This is a genomic window from Streptomyces canarius, from assembly GCF_014650735.1.
Lineage (GTDB): Bacteria > Actinomycetota > Actinomycetes > Streptomycetales > Streptomycetaceae > Streptomyces > Streptomyces olivaceoviridis.
The window spans coordinates 67,940-90,816 of record NZ_BMVN01000015.1 but is presented as its reverse complement, the minus strand read 5'-3'; the positions used below and the strand labels follow the sequence as shown (position 1 = coordinate 90,816).

Genomic DNA, 22,877 nt, shown 5'->3' with positions numbered 1-22,877 from the left:
CGGCACGCCGCCCCCCTCCAAGCCGAGCGCAGCGGCTCGTCAGAGCCTGCCCAGTACCCGGGCCAGCAGCTCGCCCATGCGGGCCGCCGAGTCGCGGCCGGCCTGGAGGACCTCCTCGTGGTTGAGGGGTTCGCCGGTCATGCCCGCGGCCAGGTTGGTGACCAGGGAGATGCCGAGCACCTCGGCGCCGGCCTCGCGGGCGGCGATGGCCTCCAGGACCGTGGACATGCCGACCAGGTCCGCGCCGATGACGCGGGCCATGCGGATCTCCGCCGGGGTCTCGTAGTGCGGGCCGGGGAACTGGGCGTAGACGCCCTCCTCCAGCGTGGGGTCGATCTCCTTGCACAGGGCGCGCAGGCGCGGCGAGTACAGGTCCGTCAGGTCGACGAAGTTCGCGCCGACGATCGGGGACGTCGCCGTCAGGTTGATGTGGTCGCTGATCAGCACCGGCTGGCCGGGCCGCATGCCCTCGCGCAGACCACCGCAGCCGTTGGTCAGCACGATGGTCTTGCAGCCGGCCGCGACCGCCGTGCGGACGCCGTGCGCCACCGCGGCCACGCCACGGCCCTCGTAGTAGTGGGTACGGCCCAGGAAGACCAGGGCGCGCTTGTCACCGAAGGAGTACGAGCGGATCTTGCCACCGTGGCCCTCGACGGCCGGCGGCGGGAAGCCGGGCAGCTCGGTGACCTGGAACTCGGCGACGGGTGCCCCCAGGGCGTCGACGGCCGGAGCCCAGCCGGAGCCCATCACGAGGGCGACGTCGTGGGTCTCGGCGCCCGTGAGCGCGCGCAGGCGCGCGGCGGCGGCGTCGGCGGCGGCGTAGGGATCGCCCTGGATGTCGTCCGGAAGAAGAGATGCGTTCACGCCGATGAGGGTAGCCGGTCTTCGCCTACGCGCGTAGATGACAGAGCCCACGGGTTTGTGTTCGTTGTCTTGTCGGTTTCGACAAACAGCCGGAAAAATGTGAGCAAAACGCGGCACGGAGGGTGCGCGGAGGATCAGCAGGGGCGCTTGCGCAGCTCCATCACATAGTCGTGCGGAGCCCCCGCCGACTCCGCCGCGTCGGCGATCTCGCCCAGGTAGCGCGCCGACGGCAGCCCGCCCTCGTACGCGTTGAGGACGTACGCCCAGGCCGGCTCCTCACCGTCCAGGGTGTGCACGCGCACGCGTACCCGACGGTAGATGTCGAGGCCCACGCCCTCCCACCGGTCGAGTGATTCCTCGTCCATGGGTGCGATGTCGTACAGGCCGACGAAGACCTCGGCCAGCGGGTCCTCGACGATCGTCGCCAGCGCGCCCTCCCAGCCCAGCTGCTCGCCGCCGAAGGTCAGCCGCCAGCCGTTCAGCCAGCCGGTGGCGCGCAGCGGGGAGTGCGGGGCGCGGCGGGACATCAGGCGCGCGTCGAGGTTGCCGGCGTACGCGGCATAGAGCGACATGGGGAGAGGGTACGGCAGGCGCACCGCGCGCCCCGGGTGTCCCGGGAGCGACCCGGTGGCGCCCCCGGGCAGTAGCACCTTGAAGCGTGCGGGACAATGGAGTACGTGACTCGGATCGTGATCATCGGTGGCGGACCCGGCGGATACGAAGCGGCGCTGGTGGCCGCTCAGCTCGGGGCGGAGGTGACCGTCGTCGACTGCGACGGTCTGGGCGGGGCGTCGGTGCTGACCGACTGCGTGCCGTCGAAGACCCTTATCGCTACGGCCGAGGTCATGACGACCTTCGATTCGTCGTACGAAGAGCTCGGCATCATCGTCGCCGACGACACCCCGCCGCTGGAGCAGGCGGCCCGGGTGGTCGGCGTGGATCTCGGGAAGGTCAACCGCCGGGTGAAGCGGCTGGCCCTCGCCCAGTCCCACGACATCACCGCCTCCGTCACCCGTGCCGGTGCCCGGGTCATGCGCGGGCGCGGCCGGCTGGACGGGATGCAGGCGCTGGACGGGTCCCGGAAGGTCGTCGTCACCGCCGCCGACGGCACCGAGGAGACCCTCACCGCCGACGCGGTCCTCATCGCCACCGGCGGTCATCCGCGCGAGCTGCCCGACGCCCGGCCCGACGGCGAGCGCATCCTCAACTGGACCCAGGTCTACGACCTCACCGAGCTGCCGGAAGAGCTGATCGTGGTCGGGTCGGGTGTGACCGGTGCCGAGTTCGCCGGCGCGTACCAGGCCCTGGGTTCGAAGGTCACGCTCGTGTCGTCCCGCGACCGCGTGCTGCCGGGTGAGGACCCGGACGCCGCCGCCGTCCTGGAGGACGTCTTCCGGCGCCGTGGCATGAACGTCATGGCCCGTTCCCGCGCGCAGTCCGCCAAGCGCGTCGGCGACCGGGTCGAGGTGACGCTGGCCGACGGCCGGGTCATCAGCGGCACGCACTGCCTGATGGCCGTCGGCGCCATCCCGAACAGCGCGGGCCTCGGCCTGGAGGAGGCCGGCGTCAAGCTGCGCGAGTCGGGTCACATCTGGACGGACAAGGTGTCCCGGACGACCGCTCCCGGCGTCTACGCGGCCGGTGACGTGACCGGGGTCTTCGCTCTCGCGTCCGTCGCCGCCATGCAGGGACGTATCGCCATGTACCACTTCCTGGGCGACGCGGTGGCCCCGCTGAACCTGAAGACGGTGTCGTCCAACGTCTTCACCGACCCCGAGATCGCCACCGTCGGCTACAGCCAGGCGGACGTGGACGCGGGCAAGATCGACGCGCGGGTCGTCAAGCTCCCGCTGCTGCGCAACCCGCGCGCCAAGATGCAGGGCATCCGGGATGGCTTCGTGAAGATCTTCTGCCGGCCGGGCACCGGGATCGTCGTGGGCGGTGTGGTGGTGGCCCCGCGCGCCTCGGAACTGATCCACCCCATCTCGATCGCCGTCGACAACAATCTGACGGTCGAACAGATCGCGAACGCGTTCACGGTGTACCCCTCCCTTTCGGGGTCGATCGCGGAGGTCGCCCGGCAGCTGCACACCCGCAAGGCGAGCGCGGAGGCCTGACGGCCCCTGCCGACTCCCCCCAGGTCAGGGGGTGTTGTGGCGTGTGCGGTCGGCATGGTCGGGGCGGGCGGGTTCTATACCACTTCCCGCCCTGCCATGCGAACAACTTCTGCTATTCGGCGCAAACTGCTGAAAGCAGACGGTCGCTGGGGTTACTGTCAGTTTCGTGTTCGCTGCTGAACGTCGCCAATTGATCCTAGAAATGGTGCGAGCGAACGGTGCCGTGTCGCTCCGTGAGCTCGCCCGCGTCGTCCAGACCTCCGAAGTGACCGTACGGCGGGACGTGCGGGCACTGGAGGCAGAAGGACTCCTCGACCGTCGGCACGGCGGTGCGGTACTGCCGGGCGGGTTCACGCGAGAGTCCGGCTTTCCGCAGAAATCCCATCTCGCGACCGCCGAGAAGACGGCCATCGCCGACCTCGCCGCGAGCCTCGTCGAAGAAGGCGAGGCGATCGTGGTCGGGGCCGGTACGACCACGCAGGAGCTGGCCCGCCGGCTCGCGCGCGTGCCGGGTCTGACGGTCGTCACCAACTCCCTCCTGGTGGCCCAGGCGTTGGCCCACGCCAACCGGGTGGAGGTCGTGATGACCGGAGGCACCCTGCGCGGCTCCAACTACGCCCTCGTCGGCTCCGGCGCGGAACAGTCCCTCCAGGGCCTGCGTGTGTCGAAGGCATTCCTCTCCGGAAGCGGTCTGACGGCCGAGCGCGGCCTGTCCACCTCCAACATGCTCTCGGCATCCGTCGACCGGGCCCTCGTCCAGGCCGCCGCGGAGGTCGTGGTCCTCGCCGACCACACCAAGCTCGGCACGGACACCATGTTCCAGACCGTGCCGACGGACCTCATCACCCGGCTCGTCACCGACGAGCCCCCGCCCCACGACGACCGCGCCGCCACGGAGTTGCAGGCGCTCGCGGACCAGGGCGTGCAGATCGCCGTGGCCGGGGCGAGTGGGAACCCGGGGGGTGAACAGGTCCCGGCGACCCGCCGCGCCCCACTGCCGGGGCCGCGCAGGGGGCACGTGGCGCTCCGCTCGGGGGCGGGGCTGGGGGAGTCGGCCGCGGCCGAGCGGGGGCGCGTCGCCGATCTGCGCAGGCGCTGAGGACGCACGGACGCCCGGACGTCCGTGCGGGGCACGGGGCGTCGAGCGGCCGAAGGTCCGCGGTGGTCGTTCACGCCCACGCGGCGTCAGCTCATCGCGAAGGGTTCCGCGCCCCTTCGGGCCCGCCGTCCTCGGGTCGGCCGGGCCGGGCCCGGCAGGTGGCGAAGGCCGTGACGGCTGCCGGGGCGTACCGGCGGCGGGACATCCGGGTCACCAGCTGCCCCATGGTGCGCTCCTCCACCAAGCCGCCCGGCAGGACCAGGCCGAGTGCATCGGCGAGCGGCCTGTGGCCGAGGGGGACCAGGGCGCTCTCGTTCTGCTTGCGGGTCCGCTCCGGTGCGGCGCTGGTCAGCTCGTTCCACAGAACCTGGGCGCCTGGACGGTAGCGGTCGTGGCCGGCCGGCGTCGGCGCCGGTGACGGTGGAGACGAAGCCCACGCGGCCGGCTCAGGGCCCGGGAAAGCGGTCGGCCCCCGGTGCGTACCGGGGGCCGAGTCAGTCTTCCGCGGCCGGACTTCAGTCCTTGATCTCGCAGATGGCCGCGCCCGAGGTGATGGACGCGCCGACCTCGGCGGTCAGGCCCTTGATGGTGCCCGCCTTGTGGGCGTTCAGGGGCTGCTCCATCTTCATGGCCTCCAGGACGACGACCAGGTCGCCCTCCTTGACCTCCTGGCCCTCCTCGACGGCGATCTTCACGATCGTGCCCTGCATCGGCGAGGCGAGGGTGTCGCCGGAGGCGACCGGGCCGGACTTCTTCGCCGCGCGGCGCTTCGGCTTGGCGCCGGCCGCGAGACCCGTGCGGGCCAGGCTCATGCCCAGCGACGACGGAAGCGAGACCTCCAGGCGCTTGCCGCCGACCTCGACGACGACCGTCTCGCGGCCCAGCTCCTCCTCCGCCTCGACGTCGGCGGGCGCGGCGAACGGCTTGATCTCGTTGACGAACTGGGTCTCGATCCAGCGGGTGTGGACCGTGAAGGGGTCCTGGGAGCCGGTCAGCTCGGGGGCGAACGCCGGGTCCCGCACGACCACGCGGTGGAAGGGAATCGCCGTCGCCATGCCCTCGACCTGGAACTCGTCCAGGGCGCGGGCGGCCCGCTCCAGGGCCTCTTTGCGGGTACGGCCGGTCACGACCAGCTTGGCGAGCAGCGAGTCCCAGGCCGGGCCGATGACCGAACCGGCCTCCACGCCCGCGTCCAGACGGACGCCGGGGCCGGACGGCGGGTCGAACCGGGTGACCGTACCGGGGGCCGGGAGGAAGTTGCGGCCCGGGTCCTCGCCGTTGATGCGGAACTCGAACGAGTGACCGCGCAGCACCGGATCGCCGTAACCGAGCTCCTCGCCGTCGGCGATGCGGAACATCTCGCGGACCAGGTCGATGCCGGCGACCTCCTCGGTCACCGGGTGCTCCACCTGGAGCCGGGTGTTCACCTCCAGGAAGGAGATCGTGCCGTCCTGGCCGACCAGGAACTCACAGGTGCCGGCGCCCTCGTAGCCGGCCTCCTTCAGGATGGCCTTCGAGGCGCGGTACAGCTCGGCGACCTGCTCCTCGGACAGGAACGGCGCCGGGGCCTCCTCGACCAGCTTCTGGTGGCGGCGCTGGAGGGAGCAGTCACGGGTGGAGACCACGACCACGTTGCCGTGCTTGTCGGCCAGGCACTGGGTCTCCACGTGGCGCGGACGGTCCAGGTAGCGCTCGACGAAGCACTCGCCGCGGCCGAAGGCGGCGACCGCCTCGCGCACCGCGGACTCGTACAGCTCGGGGACCTCTTCGAGGGTGCGGGCCACCTTCAGACCGCGGCCACCGCCACCGAAGGCGGCCTTGATGGCGATCGGCAGGCCGTGCTCCTTGGCGAAGGCCACGACCTCCTCGGCACCGCTCACCGGATCGGGCGTACCGGCGACCAGCGGCGCACCGGCGCGCTGGGCGATGTGCCGGGCGGCGACCTTGTCACCCAGGTCGCGGATCGCCTGCGGCGGCGGGCCGATCCAGATCAGGCCGGCGTCCAGGACGGCCTGCGCGAACTCGGCGTTCTCCGAGAGGAAGCCGTACCCCGGATGGACGGCGTCCGCGCCGGACTCACGCGCCGCGTTCAAGATCTTCTCGATGACCAGGTAGCTGGTGGCCGGGGTGTCACCGCCCAGAGCGAACGCCTCATCCGCGGCGCGGACATGCAGAGCGTCCCGGTCCGGGTCGGCGTAGACGGCCACGCTCGCGATCCCGGCGTCCCGGCAGGCCCGGGCCACGCGGACAGCGATTTCGCCACGGTTGGCGATGAGCACCTTGCGCACGATTGAGGCTCCCTCCTTGAAACAAGCCGAGTTTAGGGACTGCCGACACGGCACTTCGACCCGTCCCCTGTGGTGAGCTTGCCCACACGGAGCGTGATGCGAGGCCCGCTCGACCCGCGAAAGCCCATGTCGCACCTCGGTACGCAGGACTCCTGCGGAAAACCCTAGCCCTGCCATGTGGCCAAGGTCTCTGTGAAGGCGTGCTGCGGCCCACTCGGATTCTTTGTCGAGTCCCTACGAATGGCCCAATGATTCTTTGCTGCCGCCCGAACCCTTGTCCCTGGGTTTACCCGTTAGTAGCGTTCGCGCTGTCTCGAACGTACCTGGGGTAACAGGCTGCTGGTGTGAAAGGGGGTGGGGTCCGGTGGTGCGCAGACCGGTGGCAGGGGTCGTGGCGGTCGTCCTCCTGGCGGAGGCCGTCTTCATCGCCGCGCTGAACTGGTTCCTCGGAGTGGTCGTCGACCGGCAGGACATGTCCCTGGCCGGTCTCGACCCGGACGTCATGTCGACGTCCTCGAAGATCGGCGGAGTGGTCTTCGGCCTCTACTTCGCGCTGTGCGCGCTGGTGGCCGCGCTGGTCGCGGTACGCGACCGCGCCCCGGCGGGTCTCGGCCGCGTCCTGCTGATCAGCGCGGCCGTGGTGCACGGCCTGCTCGGCGCGTTCGCCTGGGGCCTGGTCGGCTGGACGGCGTTCCTGTTCATGGTGGTCGTGCTCGGGCTGATCGTGCTGCTCCTGATGACGTACGACCGTGCGGGCGGCCCGGAGAGCGCGGCACCCGGCGGCACGCCCGGGGAGGGCGCCGGACCGGCGGCGCGGGCGGAGCCGGGCGCGGCCGGCGCCGGCGCGGGCGCGCCGGTGAGCCGTACGGACGAGCCGCAGGACGGGGACGACGGGCCGCAGGACTCGGTCCCCGCCCGGATCATCGCTCCGGTGCCCACAACTCCGTGATGCCCACGCCCAGTTCGGCGAGGAGCTTGCGGAGCAGGGGCAGGCTGATGCCGATCACGTTGCCGTGGTCGCCGTCGATGCCCTCGATGAACGGCGCCGAACGGCCGTCCAGGGTGAACGCGCCGGCGACGTGCAGCGGCTCACCGGAGGCCACGTAGACGGCGATCTCCTCGTCGCTGGGCTCGCCGAACCGGACGACGGTGGACGCGGTCGCCGACACGTACCGCTTGGCCTCCGTGTCCCACACGCAGTGCCCCGTCTGGAGCACTCCGGCCCGCCCGCGCATGTTCTTCCAGCGGGCGGTGGCCTCCTCGGCGTCGGCCGGCTTGCCGAGCGCCCGCCCGTCCAGCTCCAGCACCGAGTCACAGCCGATCACCAGGGCGCCCTGCACCTCCGGCCGCGCCGCCACGACGCTCGCCTTGGCCTCGGCGAGGGCGAGGGCCAGCTCCGCCGGGGTGGGGGCGGTGACGGCGTCCTCGTCGACGCCGCTCACGATCACCTCGGGGGCGAGGCCGGCCTGCCGGAGCAGGGCCAGCCGGGCGGGGGACTGGGAGGCGAGCACGAGTCGCCTGCGGCGTGGGGCAGTCATGCGGTCAGGTTAGTCAGGGAGCGCCGCGCGGCTCACCTCAGGCCACTGACGACCATGAACAGCACCATGGCCAGGGCCACGAGAAGACCGAGCCGCCGAAGCATGTCCTGCGCGTCGCGCAGGTCCTTCGGCGGTTCGTCTTCCGGGTCTGACCACAGCACCCCACCAGCGTGCGGCTTCGCCGGGGAGGGCGCCTGAGTACGGCTACTCAAGTTGGCGCCCTGGTGTGGCTCCCGGAACGGCTCAGCTCGGCCAGTAGGTGCGGGTCCAGGACGTCGGGCCCGGTCGCGGGACGCGGTGGGCCGCGATCCTCGACGGGTCGGACCACGCGTCCCTCGGGGGCTCCGCGCCGGACGGCGTCGTCGCTGCCGCCGCGGCGCGGGCGCGGACCACCGCCAGGGCGGCGGCCAGCTCCTCCGGGGTCGGGTTGCCTCGTACGACCTTGATGTTCATGACCGCTCCCAGGGTCGGCAGGGCTTGACGACAGGACCTAGAGGGGGATGTTGCCGTGCTTCTTCGGAGGCAGGGATTCCCGCTTGGTGCGCAGCTGACGCAGTCCGCGGACGATGTGCGCGCGGGTGTCGGACGGCATGATCACCGCGTCGACGTAGCCGCGCTCGGCCGCGACGTAGGGGTTGAGGAGGGTGTCCTCGTACTCCTGGATCAGCCGGGCGCGCACCACCTCGACGTCCTCACCGCTCGCCTCCGCCTCCGCGAGCGTGCGGCGGTGCAGGATGTTGACCGCGCCCTGGGCGCCCATGACGGCGATCTGGGCGGTGGGCCAGGCCAGGTTGAGGTCGGCGCCCAGGTGCTTGGAGCCCATGACGTCGTAGGCGCCGCCGAAGGCCTTGCGGGTGATGACGGTGATCAGCGGGACGGTGGCCTCGGCGTAGGCGTAGATCAGCTTGGCGCCGCGCCGGATGATGCCGTCGTGCTCCTGGTCGACGCCCGGCAGGAAGCCCGGCACGTCCACGAAGGTCAGCACCGGGATGTTGAAGGCGTCGCAGGTCCGCACGAAACGGGCGGCCTTCTCGCTCGCCGTGATGTCGAGGCAGCCGGCGAACTGCATCGGCTGGTTGGCGACGACGCCGACCGGGTGGCCCTCGACCCGCCCGAACCCGGTGAGGATGTTCGGCGCGAACAGGGCCTGCGTCTCGAAGAACTCGCCGTCGTCCAGGACGTGCTCGATCACCGTGTGCATGTCGTACGGCTGGTTGGCGCTGTCCGGTACGACGGTGTCCAGCTCGCGGTCCTCGTCACTGGGGGAGAGGTCCGCCTCCTCCGGGAAGACCGGGGGCTCGGAGAGGTTGTTGGACGGCAGGTACGACAGCAGCTGCTTGACGTACTCGATGGCGTCCTTCTCGTCCCCGGCCATGTGGTGGGCCACACCGGAGGCGGTGTTGTGGGTGCGGGCGCCGCCCAGCTCCTCGAAGCCGACGTCCTCGCCGGTGACGGTCTTGATGACGTCCGGGCCGGTGATGAACATGTGCGAGGTCTGGTCGACCATGACCGTGAAGTCGGTGATGGCCGGGGAGTAGACCGCGCCGCCCGCGCAGGGCCCGACGACGAGCGAGATCTGCGGGATGACACCGCTGGCGTGGGTGTTGCGCCGGAAGATCTCGCCGTACGCCCCCAGGGAGGCGACCCCCTCCTGGATGCGGGCGCCGCCGGAGTCGTTGATCCCGATGACCGGGCAGCCCGTCTTCAGGGCGAAGTCCATGACCTTGACGATCTTCTGTCCGTAGACCTCGCCGAGGGCGCCGCCGAAGACGGTGAAGTCCTGCGAGAAGACCGCGACCGGGCGGCCGTCGACCGTGCCGTAGCCGGTGACGACGCCGTCCCCGTAGGGGCGGTTCTTCTCCAGCCCGAAGTTGGTCGACCGGTGCCGGGCGAACTCGTCCAGCTCGACGAACGACCCCTCGTCGAGCAGCAGTTCGATCCGCTCACGCGCCGTCAGCTTGCCCTTGGCGTGCTGCTTCTCGACGGCGCGCTCCGAGCCGGCGTGCGTCGCCTCGTGGATACGGCGCTGGAGATCCGCGAGCTTCCCCGCGGTCGTGTGGATGTCGATCTCTTGGATCTCGTGACGCTCTTCCGGCTCGGACATCGGGATGCGGCTCCCTGCCTGCTCAAAAGGGGGGACGGTTACTCATCCGTAGAGTAGTGGCGGGCCTACGGATCAGCAGTGCGTCGTTTACCACACCTAGGGTGGCTTGCATGACGCCGCACAATCCATCAGACGACAGCCGCTGGTCCGACCTGGACCGTCCGCCCCTGAACGGCGCCGCCCTGCGCCGCGGGCTGGTCAGGGAGGACGGCCTGTACTGCGACATCGAGGTGGTGCAGCGGACCGGTTCCACCAACTCCGACCTGGCCGACCTGGCCGCCGCCGGGAACGCCGACGAGGGCGCGGTCCTGGTGGCGGAGGAGCAGACGGCGGGCCGGGGCCGGCTGGACCGCCGCTGGACGGCTCCGCCGCGCTCCGGCCTGTTCTTCTCCGTCCTGCTCAAGCCCACCGAGGTGCCGGTGGCCCGCTGGGGGTGGCTGCCGCTGCTGACGGGCGTGGCGGTGGCGACCGGGCTGTCCCGGGCGGCGGGCGTCGACACGGCCCTCAAGTGGCCGAACGACCTGCTGGTGACCGTGGGCGGGGAGGAGCGCAAGGCCGGAGGCATCCTGGCCGAGCGGGCCGGCGACGACGGCGTCGTCATCGGCGTCGGCATCAACGTCACGCTCAGGGCGGACGAACTGCCGGTGCCGCAGGCCGGCTCCCTGGCCCTGGCCGGGGCGCTGGGCACGGACCGGGATCCGCTGCTGCGGGCGGTGCTGCGGTCGCTGGAGGGCTGGTACGGGCGCTGGCGGGCCGCGGGGGGCGATCCCTCGGCGAGCCGGCTCCAGGAGACGTACACCGCGGGCTGCGCGACCCTCGGGCGGGTGGTGCGGGCGGAACTGCCGGGCGACCGCTCGGTGGTGGGGGAGGCCGTGGCGCTGGACGGCGACGGGCGGCTGATCATCGCCACGGAGAACGGGGTGCAGGAGCCGGTGGGGGCGGGGGACATCGTCCACCTGCGGCCGGCGTAGAGCGCCCGAAGGGGTGCGGGGAACCGCGCGACCAGCCACGATGGACCCGCGGCCGGGCATGGCGACCCCGTACGGCCGGACCACGCCGGTTCGCTTGACCGGTGCCGGGAACGCAGGCCGTCGGCCCAACCCGACGGAGTGAGCTGGCGCACACCTGCCGTAGAGTTGAGGCCGGTCGATACCTGACCGCGGCAGATCGGAAGGGCAGCAGGCGTGACCGTCGACGACACGGGCTCCGGCGCTGGCGGGGACGGCCGGGTGGACCCCCACGCCCCCGAGACCGGCGATGACCCGCTGGCCCTGCGTCTCGAACAGCTCATCCTGGGCGCCGAGCGCCGCTACACCCCGTTCCAGGCCGCGCGCAGCGCCGGCGTCTCCATGGAGCTGGCGTCCCGGTTCTGGCGGGCGATGGGCTTCGCGGACATCGGCCAGGCCAAGGCCCTCACCGAGGCCGACGTCCTGGCCCTGCGCCGCCTCGCCGGTCTGGTGGAGGCGGGACTGCTGAGCGAGGCCATGGCGGTGCAGGTGGCCCGGTCCACCGGGCAGACCACCGCCCGGTTGGCGGAATGGCAGATCGACTCCTTCCTGGAGGGCCTGACCGAGCCCCCGGAACCGGGGATGACCCGCACCGAGGTGACGTACCCGATCGTCGAGCTGCTCCTGCCCGAGCTGGAGGAGTTCCTCGTCTACGTCTGGCGGCGCCAGCTCGCCGCGTCGGCCGGCCGGGTCGTGCAGACCGCCGACGACGAGGAGATGGTCGACCGGCGGCTCGCCGTCGGCTTCGCCGACCTCGTCGGCTTCACCCGGCTCACCCGCCGCATGGAGGAGGAGGAGCTGGGCGAGCTGGTCGAGGCGTTCGAGACGACCGCGGCCGACCTGGTGGCGGCGCGCGGCGGCCGGCTCATCAAGACCCTCGGGGACGAGGTGCTGTACGCGGCGGACGACGCCGGTGTGGCCGCGGACATCGCGCTGCGGCTGGTGGAGACGCTGGCGAACGACGAGACGATGCCCGAACTGCGGGTCGGCATGGCGTTCGGCACGGTGACCACCCGCATGGGCGATGTGTTCGGTACGACGGTGAACCTGGCCTCCCGGCTGACCTCGATAGCCCCGCGCGACGCCGTCCTCGTGGACAGCGCGTTCGCCGAGGAGCTGATCCGCAGCGGCGAGGCGCCCGCCTCGGAGGCGGAGGCGGCGGAGGCCGCGGCGGCGGCCGAGAAGGAGGGCGAGGACCCACCGGTGTACCGCTTCGCGCTCCAGCCGATGTGGCAGCGCCCGGTGCGCGGCCTCGGCGTGGTCGAGCCGTGGCTGCTCACCCGCCGCGACGGCCAGCCGTAGCCGGCGGCTACGGCCTGCCGCCCCGGTCGCCGAGTATGTCCACGCACAGTCCGATCACCGGCACGCACACCCCGCCCGGACGGGGCTCGGGCTCCGCCGGGCCGTGGCTCGGGGGCGGAGCCGGGGTCGGTGTGGAGGTCGCCGGGGCCGGGCGCGGGGCGGACGCCGTCGGCGCGGGCGGCCGGGGCGTGCCGCTCGGCGGGCCCGGGGTCCGGCTCGGCCGGGCGGTCGGTACGGCGGTGTCGCCGGGCGGTGTCGTGGCCGTGCCCGGTGCCGTACGGACCGGGGAGCCGGTGGGCGTCGGCGCGAGGCTCCTGCCGCCCATGGCGGAGGTCGCCGACGGCAGTGCGGTCGGGGCGGCGGCGATGGTGGCCGCGGCGTCGGCGGAGCGGTCCGCGGACCCGCCGCCCGCGCCGGACCGGGGCTCGGCCTCCGCCGTGCCCGGCACGCCGACTCCCGCGTCCGGGGCGGCCCGGACCAGGCTGAGCACGCCCGCGGCCAGGGCGAGGCCGCCGGCCGCGAGCAGCACCTTGCGCGGCCGGGGCTTGCGATGCCGGCCGCGCCGTACTCCCGGCGTACGCTCCGGCGCGCGTTCCCGCTCCGCGCCGGAGTGTGCAGGTATCGGTGTCATGGGTCCCGCACGCTATGCGCTCGTGTGGGCGGTGTGCGGGGAGAAGGCCGGGATGTCACTCGAACGGGTGTAGCCCCCTGGACTTCACGGGAGGGGGCCCGGCTGCGATGATCGGGCCGACGGCAGTTAACCCGCGTTAACCGGAGGGTGTCATGGGTGAGGAGCGGTTCGGGGAGTTCGTGCTGGTGCGGCGGCACGGGCACGTCGCGGAGCTGGTGCTGGACCGGCCCAAGGCGATGAACGCGGTCTCCACGGAGATGGCCCGCTCCCTCGCGGGCGCGTGCGCCGCGCTCTCCGCCGACCGGGACGCCCGGGTGGTCGTCCTGACCTCGTCGCACGAACGGGCGTTCTGCGTGGGGGCGGACCTGAAGGAGCGGAACTCCTTCACGGACGCCGACCTGGTACGGCAGCGGCCGGTGGCGCGCGGGGCGTACACCGGGGTGCTGGAGCTGCCGATGCCGACGATCGCGGCGGTGCACGGCTTCGCGCTGGGCGGCGGGTTCGAGCTGGCGCTGTCCTGCGACCTGATCGTGGCGGACCGTACGGCCGTGGTGGGGCTGCCGGAGGTGTCCGTGGGCGTGATCCCGGGCGGTGGCGGCACCCAGCTGCTGCCCCGAAGGGTCGGCGCGGCCCGCGCGGCGGAGCTGATCTTCTCGGCGCGGCGCGTGGAGGCGGCGGAGGCGGCCGAGCTGGGGCTGGTGGACCGGCTGGTGGAGCCCGGCCGGGACCGCGAGGAGGCACTGGCGCTGGCCGAGCGGATCGCCGGGAACTCGCCGGTGGGGCTGCGGGCGGCGAAGCGGGCGCTGCGCCTGGGGCACGGGCTGGACCTGCGGGCCGGGCTGGAGGTGGAGGACGCGGCCTGGCGCTCGGTGGCCTTCTCGGGCGACCGGGCGGAGGGCGTGGCGGCATTCAACGAGAAGCGCAAGCCGGAGTGGCCGGGGGAGTGAGGCACCCCGCGCTGTGGCCGGGCGGTCCGAGGCGCCGAGGGTGGAGCGACCGCCCGCAGGCCGCGGCGGCCGGCGCCCCGAAGGGGCGCGGGGAACTGCGCGACCAGCCACAGCGCACCGGTATTCGGCAATGGTCCGGGGGCCCGAGCCGCTACCCGCACGCCCCGCCGGCGGCCGGCGCCCCGAACGGGCGCGGGGGGCTGCGCGACCAGCCACAGTGCACCGGTATTCGGCAATGGTCCGGGGGCCCCGAGCTGCTATCCGCACGGCCGCCAGCCACAGCGCACCGGTATTCGGCAATGGTCCGGGGGCCCGAGCTGCTATCCGCACGCCGCCAGGCACGAGGCACCCGTACCCGGCAATGGTCCGGGGGCCCGAGCCGCTACCCGCACGCCGCAAGTCCCGACGCACTCGCAGTCGGCACCGGCTCGGGGCCCAGCCGGTAGCCGCACGCCGCAAGCCGCGACGAACTCGCACTTGGCAACGGCCCGGGACCCCGGGACCCCGGGACCACGAGCCCCCGGCCGCACGCCGCGAGCCCCCCACCCGCACCCCGCGGAGCGCAACGGCTCGCCACCTGATCGCCGCACCCACACCCCCAAACTGCCCATTCCTCCCTAACCTGGAGTAATGGGTGAGGACAAGCGGCTGACCGCAGTCGTGGCGCTGGCGCAGGGCATGGCGGCGGCGCACACCCCGCGGGAGTGCTGGCAGGCCGCCGCCCTCGGCGCCTGTCACGCGCTGGACGGCAGCTTCGCCGCGCTGTCGGTGTGGGAACGCGAACTCGGCCGGCTCCGGGTCCTCGTGAACGTGGGCGACCGCGCCCCGGACGAAGAGGAGTTCCCGGAGGCCGAGACCTACCCGGTGCACCAGTTCCCGGAGATCACCGAGTTCCTGCACGAGCGGTGGGCCGGCGGCGGCGGTCCCAACGCCTGGGTGGAGACGGCCGAGGGCACGGCGAAGGGCACCCCCGGCTACTTCCACCAGCGCGTCGCCGCCCTGCGCCGCCGCGGTCGCGGCTGCTGCGTGGTCGCGCCCGTCGTCCTGCACGGCCGGGCGTGGGGCGAGGTGTATGTGGCGCGGGCGGTCGGCGAGCCCCTCTTCGCACGGGCCGACGCCGACTTCGCGACCGTCCTCGCCGCCGTCGTCGCCGCGGGCATCGCGCAGACCGAGCGGCTGGAGGAGGCCCGCCGGCTCGCGTACACCGACGCCCTCACCGGCCTGGCCAACCGCCGTGCCGTGGACGTACGCCTGGAGGAGGCCGTGGAGCGGCACCGGGCGGAGGGCGTGGTCGTCAGCCTGGTCGTCTGCGACCTCAACGGGCTCAAGCGGGTCAACGACACCCTCGGGCACGCCGTCGGCGACCGCCTGCTCGAACGCTTCGGCTCGGTGCTGTCGCTGTGCGGCGCGATGGTGCCGGGCGCGCTGGCCGCACGGCTCGGCGGGGACGAGTTCTGTCTGCTCGCGGTCGGGCCGCCCGCCGACGACGTGGTGAAGGCGGCCGACGAACTGTGCCGGCGGGCCGGTGAGCTGGAGCAGGGGGAGGGCGTCGCCTGCGGGGTCGCCTCGACCGAGGACGCGATCGGGGAGGTGCGGGACGCCCGCCGGCTGTTCCGGCTCGCGGACGCCGCCCAGTACCGGGCGAAGGCGCTGCGCCTGGACCGGCCGGTGGTGGCCGGCCGGGAGGGGCCGGACGATCCGGTCGTGCGGCTGGCCGACGCGCCACCGCCCTCGCGGGCCGAGAGGCGCCGGTTCCGCGGACGCCGGCCGTGAGGCGAAGCCCACACCGCGCGGTAAGGGGTGCTCCCGGTCCCCACTAGTGACACCGCGGCATTCAATGCGTACGCTCCTGAATATGGATATGCACACTGTGGTGGTGGGGACGTCCGGGGTGACCGCGTCCGACGTTCTCGCCGTGGCGCGCGGCGGTGCCCGCATCGAGCTGTCGGCGGAGGCGGTGGCGGCCCTGGCGGCGGCCCGGGAGATCGTGGACGCCCTCGCGGCCAAGCCCGACCCGGTCTACGGCGTCTCCACCGGCTTCGGCGCCCTGGCGACCCGGCACATCAGCCAGGAACTGCGCGCCCAGCTACAGCGCAACATCGTCCGCTCGCACGCCGCCGGCATGGGGCCCCGGGTGGAGCGCGAGGTCGTACGGGCCCTGATGTTCCTGCGGCTGAAGACCGTCTGCTCCGGGCACACCGGTGTGCGGCCCGAGGTCGCGCAGACCATGGCCGACGTGCTGAACGCCGGGATCACCCCGGTCGTGCACGAGTACGGCTCCCTCGGCTGTTCCGGCGACCTGGCCCCGCTGTCCCACTGCGCCCTCACCCTCATGGGAGAGGGGGAGGCGGAGGGCCCCGACGGCACCGTCCGGCCCGCCGGCGAGCTGCTCGCCGAGCACGGGATCGCCCCGGTCGAGCTGCGCGAGAAGGAGGGCCTCGCCCTCCTCAACGGCACCGACGGCATGCTCGGCATGCTGGTCATGGCCCTCGCCGACCTCGACACCCTCTACAAGTCCGCCGACGTCACCGCCGCCCTCACCCTGGAGGCGCTGCTCGGCACCGACAAGGTGCTGGCGCCCGAGCTGCACGCCATCCGCCCGCACCCCGGGCAGGGCGCCAGCGCCGCCAACATGCTCGCCGTGCTCAAGGGCTCCCAGCTCACCGGGCACCACCAGGACGACGCGCCCCGCGTCCAGGACGCCTACTCGGTGCGCTGCGCCCCGCAGGTCGCCGGCGCCGGCCGCGACACCCTCGCGCACGCCCGCCTGGTCGCCGAGCGCGAGCTGGCCTCCGCCGTGGACAACCCGGTCGTGCTGCCCGACGGCCGCGTGGAGTCCAACGGCAACTTCCACGGCGCTCCGGTCGCCTACGTCCTGGACTTCCTGGCCATCGCCGCCGCCGACCTCGGCTCCATCGCCGAGCGCCGCACCGACCGGCTTCTGGACAAGAACCGCAGCCACGGCCTGCCGCCGTTCCTCGCCGACGACGCCGGCGTGGACTCCGGTCTGATGATCGCCCAGTACACGCAGGCCGCGCTGGTCAGCGAGCTCAAGCGGCTCGCCGTACCGGCCTCCGCGGACTCGATCCCGTCCTCCGCCATGCAGGAGGACCACGTCTCCATGGGCTGGTCGGCCGCGCGCAAGCTGCGCACCGCCGTGGACAACCTCACCCGGGTCATCGCCATCGAGCTGTACGCGGCCACCCGCGCCATCGAGCTGCGCGAGGGCCTCACCCCGGCGCCCGCCTCCCGGGCGGTCATCGAGGCCGTCCGGGGCGCGGGGGTGCAGGGCCCCGGTCCGGACCGGTTCCTGGCGCCCGACCTGGCCGCCGCCGACGCGTTCGTGCGCGCCGGCGATCTCGTGACGGCCGTGGAGAAGGTCACCGGCCCGCTCCGGTGAACGCGCGGGGGCCCCGGCAGCTGCCGGGGCCCCCGAACGCTACGGAAGAAACGTCACTTCAGCTTGGCGGCCTGCGCCTTCACCACCGGAGCGGAGACCGTGTAGGCCTTCTTGCTCATCATCGCCCCGATGTTGATCGTGGTGTACGTGGCGAGGGTGTTCCCGTGCCGCACGACCTCGGCGTGCAGCGGCAGGGCGCCGTCCTTGCCCGCGTCGTTGGTCGCGGTGAAGGCCACCGACGCGTCACCCGTGCCCGAGGACTTCTCCTCGGCGACCTTGGTGAACTTGCCCTTCTCGCCGTCCTGTTCGCCGGAGAAGCCGCCCGCGCAGGCCTTGACCCCGTCGGAGACCGACTTCAGGGCCTGCTCGGCGCCGTCGCCGTCGTACGAGGCCAGGGTGACCACGGTGACGTCCAGGTCCATGGACTTGTTGATCGCGTCCTCGAACTTGCCGTCGGCCAGGTCGTCCAGGGACGTGGCGTCGTCCGTGGGGTCCTTCTTCTTGTCCTCCGTGGCCATGCGGCTGGTGTCCGCCGCCGGCTCACCGGGCGCGATGCCGGTGAACGCCTGGAGCACCGGCCGGCACTTGGCGTCGTCGGACGTGACCTTGCCGCGGTCGGGGATGCCGCCCTCGACGGGGCCCACCTCGTACCCGGGCACCTCGCCCTTGGCGATGATCAGCTTCTTCAGCTCGGCGGCGCTCAGCGCCTTGGCGGCCGGCTTCGCCGCGTCCGGGCCCTTGGCGTCCCCGGAGTCCTTCGACCCCCCGTCGCCACAGCCCGTGAGGAGGGCGAGCGACAGCGCGCTCACAGCCGCGGTGGCGCACAGCCGCACGCCCGATGATCTCTTCATGAGCGAACTATGTGCGGGCTGTCAAAGTTTCGTCAAGGACGATTAAAACCCCAGGCGCTCCCGGCGCACCGCATACACGACGAATCCGGCACCCACGGCGAGGAAGAGGCTGCCGCCGACGACGTACGGCGTGGTGTCGAAGCTTCCCGTGTCGGCCAGCTCGGTCTCCTCCGCCGCCGCCCGGTCCGCGCCCTCGGCGGTCGCCACCGTCACGGCTCTGGCCTGTGTGACCTGCGACGGCGCGGACGTCCGCGCCGTCTGTCGCGCCGGGGCGTCCTGCGAGGCGTTCGCGGACGGGACGAACCACAGGGCGCACAGCAGGGTGCCCGCGGCGGTGGCGGTCAGCAGCGGACGGCGAGCGGATGACACGGAATATCGATCCCCTTGTGACGCTGGCGAATTGGCCGTGTGGGGCGATGTTAGTGAAAGGCGCGGGTCACGGGAAAGTCACGGGAGGTTTCGGCCGTACGCTCCCGCCATGAGCACAGAAGAGACATCACGTTTTGTGCGGCTTCGCGTGGAGCTGGTGCTGGAAGTACAGGACGACGACGAGGTGGCCAAGGCCGCGCTGCGCCGGATCGCCGGGGATCCGGAGCTCCCGGAGGGGGAGCGGGCCCAGGCCGAGGCCGCTGTGACGGAAGACACCGCGGAGGCCCTCGCGTATCTCGTGGACCCGTTCGACCTGGTCAGCGAGGTGCCCGGAGTGGAACTCCAGCAGGCGTCCTGGTCCAGCGAACGGGTCGACTACGACCCCGATTCGCCGGACTGGGACCTGGACGAGGATGATGGGGCGGACGACGAGGAAGAGGACGGCATCGGCTGAGCGTCACGGGGCACCCAGGACCCCGGACGGCAACCGCCGTCCGGGGTTTCGTCGTCCCGGGGGACGCACGGACCGACTCCCGCACCACCGGCACCGCCGCGGACGCGACCGCGTTCCGCGGACGTGGGATGCCCCACAGGCCCATGGGCTGGGGAACGGGACGGACCGGCCGTAGCGTTGACGGTTCTTGGCGGGGACTCTCTGGGTTATCGCGACTCGGCAACGATGGAGACGTTTGTGATGACGGACAGTATGCGGCGCAGGGGCCTGACGGCCGCGTCCGCTCTGCTCGGTGGTGTGCTGGTGCTGACGGCGTGTTCCGGCGGCGACGCCGGCGCCTCCGGCGGCAAGGACACCTCGCAGGCCAAGGTCGACGAGGCGGCGGCCAAGAAGTCGTCGGAGGCGCAGATCACGATCACGCCCAAGGACGGCTCCAACAACGCGTCGATCAACAACTCCGCGACCGTCACCGTGCGCAAGGGCACGCTCACCACCGTCACGATGACCAGCCAGGACGGCAAGACCGTCGACGGCCGGCTGTCCGCCGACAAGACGAGCTGGAAGCCCAGCGTCCAGCTGGAGCGCTCCACCACCTACAGGCTCGCCGCGGAGGCCAAGGACTCCGATGGCCGCATAGCCCACGAGAACGCGTCCTTCACCACGGTCTCCCCGGCCAACAGCTTCATCGGCACCTTCACCCCGGACAACGGCGCCACGGTCGGCGTCGGCATGCCGGTGTCGATCAACTTCGACAAGGCGATCACCAACAAGGCGGCCGTGCAGAAGGGCATCACGGTCAGCTCCAGCGGCGGCCAGGAGGTCGCCTGCCACTGGTTCAACGCCAACCGCATGGACTGCCGCCCGGAGGAGTACTGGAAGGAAGGCTCCACCGTCACGCTGAAGCTCGCGCTCGACGGCGTCCAGGGCGCCAGCGGCGTCTACGGCGTCCAGCAGAAGACGGTCACCTTCCACATCGGCCGCAACCAGGTCTCGTACGTCGACGCGCAGACCAAGCAGATGAAGATCACGCAGGACGGCAAGGTCGTCAAGACCATACCCATCTCCGCCGGCTCGCCCGAGAACAAGACGTACGAGGGCCAGATGGTGGTCTCCGAGAAGTTCAAGGAGACCCGGATGAACGGCGCGACGGTCGGCTTCACCGACGACGACGGCAAGGGCGAGTACGACATCAAGGACGTGCCGCACGCCATGCGCCTGACCAACTCCGGCACCTTCATCCACGGCAACTACTGGGGCGCCCCCTCGGTGTTCGGCAACGTGAACACCAGCCACGGCTGCGTCGGCCTCCAGGACAAGAAGGGTGCCAACGACCCCAGCACGCCGGCGGCCTGGTTCTACAACCACACGCTGATCGGTGACGTCGTGGTCGTCCAGAACACCGGCGACAAGACCGTCTCGCCGGACAACGGCCTCAACGGCTGGAACATGGACTGGGCGCAGTGGAAGGCCGGCTCGGCCGTCTGACGCCCCCTCACCCGCCGTGCCGGTGCCGCCCCCAGGGGCGGCACCGGCTTTTTTCACGGGCGCCCACCCGGCCGGTCCCGAGCCCGGCCGAAGCCTTCTCATGCTTCTCTTATGTCGGCCTTATGGTGCCATCACGGTCCGTCCCTAGCTTGCGGCCATGTTCTTCACCTACCTGAGGCGCGAACTGCGCCGCCGCAGAAAGGCGGCCCTCGTCGTCGCCTCCGGCCTCGCGCTGGGCATCGCGCTGGTCATCGTGGTCGACTCCGTGTCCACCGGCATGGGGAAGGCCCAGGACAAGGTGCTCCAGTCGCTGTACGGGCTGGGGACCGACATGACGGTGACCAAGGCGGCGTCGGCGTCCACCGGTGACGCCCAGCGGCCCCGCTTCCGGTTCGACGCGCAGAACAACGGCGACGACTCCACCCAGAGCACCGACCGCGTCATGGTGCAGGGCTTCCAGACCCTGTCGGCCTCCACGGTGGCCAAGGTGGGCTCGCAGTCCGGCGTGTCGGACGCGGTCGGCGGGCTGAGCCTCCAGGTCCTCAAGGTCAGCGGCCAGTTCACGCGGGGTCAGTTCCAGCAGAGCGAGAGCGGCGGCGGCTTCCAGCGGGGCGGCGGGACCGGCCGGCCGCAGGGCGAGGTGAAGGGCGGCGGCGCCGACTTCGACGTCAACAACTACTCCGTGTACGGCACCGACGTCACCAAGCCCGGCCTCGGCCCGCTGACCTCATCGAAGATCACCAGCGGCCGTACGTTCAAGGCGACGGAGACCGACGCCAAGGTCGTCGTGGCGGACTCCGCCTACGCCAAGGAGAAGAAGTACAAGGCCGGTTCCACCGTCACCATCAAGGGCGTCACGTTCACGGTGATCGGGATCGCCACCGCCGACAGCGGTGACTCGGCCGCCGACCTGTACATCCCGCTGAAGCAGGCCCAGACCCTCGCCGACGCCAAGGACAAGGTCACCACGATCTACGTCAAGGCGGCCGACTCGAAGAAGATCGACAACGTCAAGTCGGCGATCCAGAAGAACGTCTCGGGTACGACGGTCACCACCTCCGCCGACCTCGCGGACACCGTCTCCGGCTCCCTGTCCACGGCCTCCTCCCTCGCCGCCGACGTCGGCACGTGGCTGTCCCTCGCGGTGCTGGTGGCCGCGTTCCTGGTCGCCGGCCTGCTCACCTCCTCGGCGGTCTCCCGGCGCGTCCGAGAGTTCGGCACGCTGAAGGCGCTGGGCTGGCGCTCGGGCCGGGTGACCCGGCAGGTGGTCGGCGAGGCCATGGTCAACGGCCTGGTCGGCGGCGCCCTCGGCATCGCCCTCGGCCTGGCGGGCGCGTACGTCGTCACCGCCATCGGCCCCGGCCTCCAGGCCCAGGTGGGCGGCGGCACGGGTGGCGGCCTCGGCGGTGGCGGCGGCGCCGGCTTCCCGGGCGGCCCCGGCCGGCGGACGGCGAAGACCCTGGAGGTGGCCCTCACGGCGCCGGTGAGCGTGACGACGATCGTCCTGGCGGTGGGCCTCGCGGTGGCGGGCGGCCTGATCGCGGGCGCGTTCGGCGGCTGGCGCGCGTCCAGGCTGCGCCCGGCGGACGCACTCAGGCGGGTGGAGTAGGCCGGCTTCCCGGCGGGCCGGCCGGTCCGGCCGAGGGGCGCGGGGAACCGCGCGCCCAGCCCCCGCGGACCGACGGCCCGGAACGAGCGCGCACCCATCCCGCAACAGATCCCGGAGCCCCCATGTACGAACTGAACAACGTCACCAAGCGCTACACCCGGGGCAAGGACACCGTCCACGCCCTCGACGGAATCGACCTCACCATCCCCGACGGAGACAGGCTCGTCATCCAGGGCCCCACCGGCGGCGGGAAGTCCACGCTCCTCCAGATGCTCGGCGGCCTCGACCGCCCCACCTCCGGCGAAGTCGTCCTGGACGGCACCGACCTGGCCAGGCTGGGCGAGGCCCGGCTGACCAGGGTCCGCAGCGAGAGCATCGGCTTCGTCTTCCAGTCCTTCAACCTCATCCCGACCCTCACCGCCCAGGAGAACGTGGAAACCGCCCTCGTCCCGCTCGGCATCAAGGTGAAGGAACGCCGTGAACTCGCCGCGGAGGCACTTCGGTCCGTCGGCCTGGGCGAGCGCCTCGGACATCTCCCCGGCGAGATGTCCGGAGGGCAGCAGCAGCGCGTCGCCATCGCCCGGGCCCTCGTGAAGAAACCCAAGGTGTTGCTGGCCGACGAGCCGACCGGCAACCTGGACGAGGGAACGCGGGACGAGATCATGGACGTACTCGAACGCCTGTGGAAGGAGCACGGGTTGACCTTCATCATGGTCACCCACGACTCCACGCTGGCGAAGAAGGCTCCGCGCCTGGCCACGCTGCGCAAGGGGAAGATCACCGTGAAGGAGAACGCGGCCACCTGACGGCAC

The 22,877-nt window shown here is 72.2% G+C and carries 22 protein-coding genes; 12 read left to right on the top strand and 10 right to left on the bottom strand.

Going from position 1 to position 22,877, the window contains the following annotated elements:
- Positions 1 to 39 precede the first annotated feature (39 nt).
- Complete coding sequence (locus IE294_RS21995) at positions 40 to 864, bottom strand: purine-nucleoside phosphorylase (RefSeq protein WP_189888704.1); 825 nt, start codon at positions 862 to 864, stop codon at positions 40 to 42.
- A gap of 134 nt (positions 865 to 998) precedes the next feature.
- The gene (locus IE294_RS21990; protein ID WP_014674593.1) at positions 999 to 1,436 is read right to left on the bottom strand and encodes a gamma-glutamylcyclotransferase family protein; all 438 of its coding nucleotides are present in this window, start codon (positions 1,434 to 1,436) and stop codon (positions 999 to 1,001) included.
- A 96-nt stretch (positions 1,437 to 1,532) separates the two neighbouring features.
- Between IE294_RS21990 and IE294_RS21985 the strand changes: the two genes are divergently transcribed.
- Entirely contained in the window at positions 1,533 to 2,981 is a 1,449-nt protein-coding gene (locus tag IE294_RS21985) for an NAD(P)H-quinone dehydrogenase (protein ID WP_189888702.1), read from the top strand.
- Positions 2,982 to 3,147: 166 nt separating this feature from the next.
- Complete coding sequence (locus IE294_RS21980; RefSeq protein ID WP_079088076.1) at positions 3,148 to 4,080, top strand: DeoR/GlpR family DNA-binding transcription regulator; 933 nt, start codon at positions 3,148 to 3,150, stop codon at positions 4,078 to 4,080.
- Between the two features lie 515 nt (positions 4,081 to 4,595).
- Here IE294_RS21980 and IE294_RS21975 read toward each other — a convergent pair.
- On the bottom strand, positions 4,596 to 6,368 hold the full coding sequence (locus IE294_RS21975) for an acetyl/propionyl/methylcrotonyl-CoA carboxylase subunit alpha (RefSeq protein ID WP_189888700.1): 1,773 nt from the start codon (positions 6,366 to 6,368) through the stop codon (positions 4,596 to 4,598).
- 364 nt (positions 6,369 to 6,732) lie between these two features.
- On the opposite strand from IE294_RS21975, the gene IE294_RS21970 reads away from it, so the two are divergent.
- A complete protein-coding gene (locus IE294_RS21970) occupies positions 6,733 to 7,317 on the top strand; it encodes a hypothetical protein (protein WP_229917284.1) in 585 nt (194 codons plus the stop codon).
- On the opposite strand, the gene IE294_RS21965 is transcribed toward IE294_RS21970, so the two are convergent.
- The 4 genes from IE294_RS21965 to IE294_RS21955 all read right to left on the bottom strand — a co-directional run bounded on the left by IE294_RS21965 (position 7,289) and on the right by IE294_RS21955 (position 10,010).
- Positions 7,289 to 7,906 (bottom strand): Maf family protein, encoded by a 618-nt coding sequence (locus IE294_RS21965; protein WP_189888698.1) that lies wholly within the window; start codon positions 7,904 to 7,906, stop codon positions 7,289 to 7,291. The genes IE294_RS21970 and IE294_RS21965 overlap by 29 nt on opposite strands.
- Positions 7,907 to 7,938: 32 nt before the next feature.
- Positions 7,939 to 8,067 carry a morphogenic membrane protein MmpB gene (gene mmpB, locus IE294_RS49065; protein ID WP_268252802.1) on the bottom strand — a complete coding sequence of 43 codons (129 nt, stop codon included), beginning with the start codon at positions 8,065 to 8,067 and terminating at the stop codon, positions 7,939 to 7,941.
- Positions 8,068 to 8,149: 82 nt separating this feature from the next.
- On the bottom strand, positions 8,150 to 8,359 hold the full coding sequence (locus tag IE294_RS21960) for an acyl-CoA carboxylase epsilon subunit (protein WP_189888696.1): 210 nt from the start codon (positions 8,357 to 8,359) through the stop codon (positions 8,150 to 8,152).
- Positions 8,360 to 8,396: 37 nt separating this feature from the next.
- The gene (locus IE294_RS21955) at positions 8,397 to 10,010 is read right to left on the bottom strand and encodes an acyl-CoA carboxylase subunit beta (protein ID WP_189888694.1); all 1,614 of its coding nucleotides are present in this window, start codon (positions 10,008 to 10,010) and stop codon (positions 8,397 to 8,399) included.
- Between the two features lie 110 nt (positions 10,011 to 10,120).
- Here IE294_RS21955 and IE294_RS21950 point away from each other — a divergent pair, with 110 nt between their 5' ends.
- Together IE294_RS21950 and IE294_RS21945 are read left to right on the top strand one after the other, a co-directional pair.
- Positions 10,121 to 10,981 carry a biotin--[acetyl-CoA-carboxylase] ligase gene (locus IE294_RS21950; RefSeq protein WP_189888692.1) on the top strand — a complete coding sequence of 287 codons (861 nt, stop codon included), beginning with the start codon at positions 10,121 to 10,123 and terminating at the stop codon, positions 10,979 to 10,981.
- A 213-nt stretch (positions 10,982 to 11,194) separates the two neighbouring features.
- A complete protein-coding gene (locus IE294_RS21945) occupies positions 11,195 to 12,319 on the top strand; it encodes an adenylate/guanylate cyclase domain-containing protein (RefSeq protein WP_014674603.1) in 1,125 nt (374 codons plus the stop codon).
- A gap of 7 nt (positions 12,320 to 12,326) precedes the next feature.
- On the opposite strand, the gene IE294_RS21940 is transcribed toward IE294_RS21945, so the two are convergent.
- Complete coding sequence (locus tag IE294_RS21940; protein ID WP_229917283.1) at positions 12,327 to 12,950, bottom strand: hypothetical protein; 624 nt, start codon at positions 12,948 to 12,950, stop codon at positions 12,327 to 12,329.
- 152 nt (positions 12,951 to 13,102) lie between these two features.
- Between IE294_RS21940 and IE294_RS21935 the strand changes: the two genes are divergently transcribed.
- The 3 genes from IE294_RS21935 (at position 13,103) to hutH (ending at position 17,297) form a co-directional block, all read left to right on the top strand.
- Entirely contained in the window at positions 13,103 to 13,897 is a 795-nt protein-coding gene (locus IE294_RS21935) for an enoyl-CoA hydratase/isomerase family protein (protein ID WP_189888690.1), read from the top strand.
- A 630-nt stretch (positions 13,898 to 14,527) separates the two neighbouring features.
- On the top strand, positions 14,528 to 15,670 hold the full coding sequence (locus tag IE294_RS21930) for a GGDEF domain-containing protein (protein ID WP_189888688.1): 1,143 nt from the start codon (positions 14,528 to 14,530) through the stop codon (positions 15,668 to 15,670).
- An 88-nt stretch (positions 15,671 to 15,758) separates the two neighbouring features.
- Positions 15,759 to 17,297 carry a histidine ammonia-lyase gene (gene hutH / locus IE294_RS21925; protein WP_189888877.1) on the top strand — a complete coding sequence of 513 codons (1,539 nt, stop codon included), beginning with the start codon at positions 15,759 to 15,761 and terminating at the stop codon, positions 17,295 to 17,297.
- Positions 17,298 to 17,350: 53 nt separating this feature from the next.
- Here hutH and IE294_RS21920 read toward each other — a convergent pair whose 3' ends face one another.
- Together IE294_RS21920 and IE294_RS21915 are read right to left on the bottom strand one after the other, a co-directional pair.
- A complete protein-coding gene (locus tag IE294_RS21920; RefSeq protein ID WP_229917282.1) occupies positions 17,351 to 18,148 on the bottom strand; it encodes a hypothetical protein in 798 nt (265 codons plus the stop codon).
- 42 nt (positions 18,149 to 18,190) lie between these two features.
- Positions 18,191 to 18,517: an LAETG motif-containing sortase-dependent surface protein gene (locus IE294_RS21915; RefSeq protein WP_189888686.1), complete on the bottom strand. Its 327-nt coding sequence runs from the start codon at positions 18,515 to 18,517 to the stop codon at positions 18,191 to 18,193.
- Positions 18,518 to 18,626: 109 nt separating this feature from the next.
- On the opposite strand from IE294_RS21915, the gene IE294_RS21910 reads away from it, so the two are divergent.
- From IE294_RS21910 to IE294_RS21895, 4 genes are all read left to right on the top strand, one after another.
- Positions 18,627 to 18,971 (top strand): hypothetical protein, encoded by a 345-nt coding sequence (locus tag IE294_RS21910; protein WP_189817825.1) that lies wholly within the window; start codon positions 18,627 to 18,629, stop codon positions 18,969 to 18,971.
- A 240-nt stretch (positions 18,972 to 19,211) separates the two neighbouring features.
- The gene (locus IE294_RS21905; RefSeq protein ID WP_189888684.1) at positions 19,212 to 20,456 is read left to right on the top strand and encodes a L,D-transpeptidase; all 1,245 of its coding nucleotides are present in this window, start codon (positions 19,212 to 19,214) and stop codon (positions 20,454 to 20,456) included.
- Positions 20,457 to 20,613: 157 nt separating this feature from the next.
- Positions 20,614 to 22,065, top strand: a complete 1,452-nt coding sequence (locus IE294_RS21900) for an ABC transporter permease (protein ID WP_189888682.1) — start codon at positions 20,614 to 20,616, stop codon at positions 22,063 to 22,065.
- A 122-nt stretch (positions 22,066 to 22,187) separates the two neighbouring features.
- Positions 22,188 to 22,871, top strand: coding sequence for an ABC transporter ATP-binding protein (locus IE294_RS21895; protein WP_189888680.1), 684 nt, complete (start codon positions 22,188 to 22,190; stop codon positions 22,869 to 22,871).
- The last annotated feature ends 6 nt before the right edge of the window (positions 22,872 to 22,877 follow it).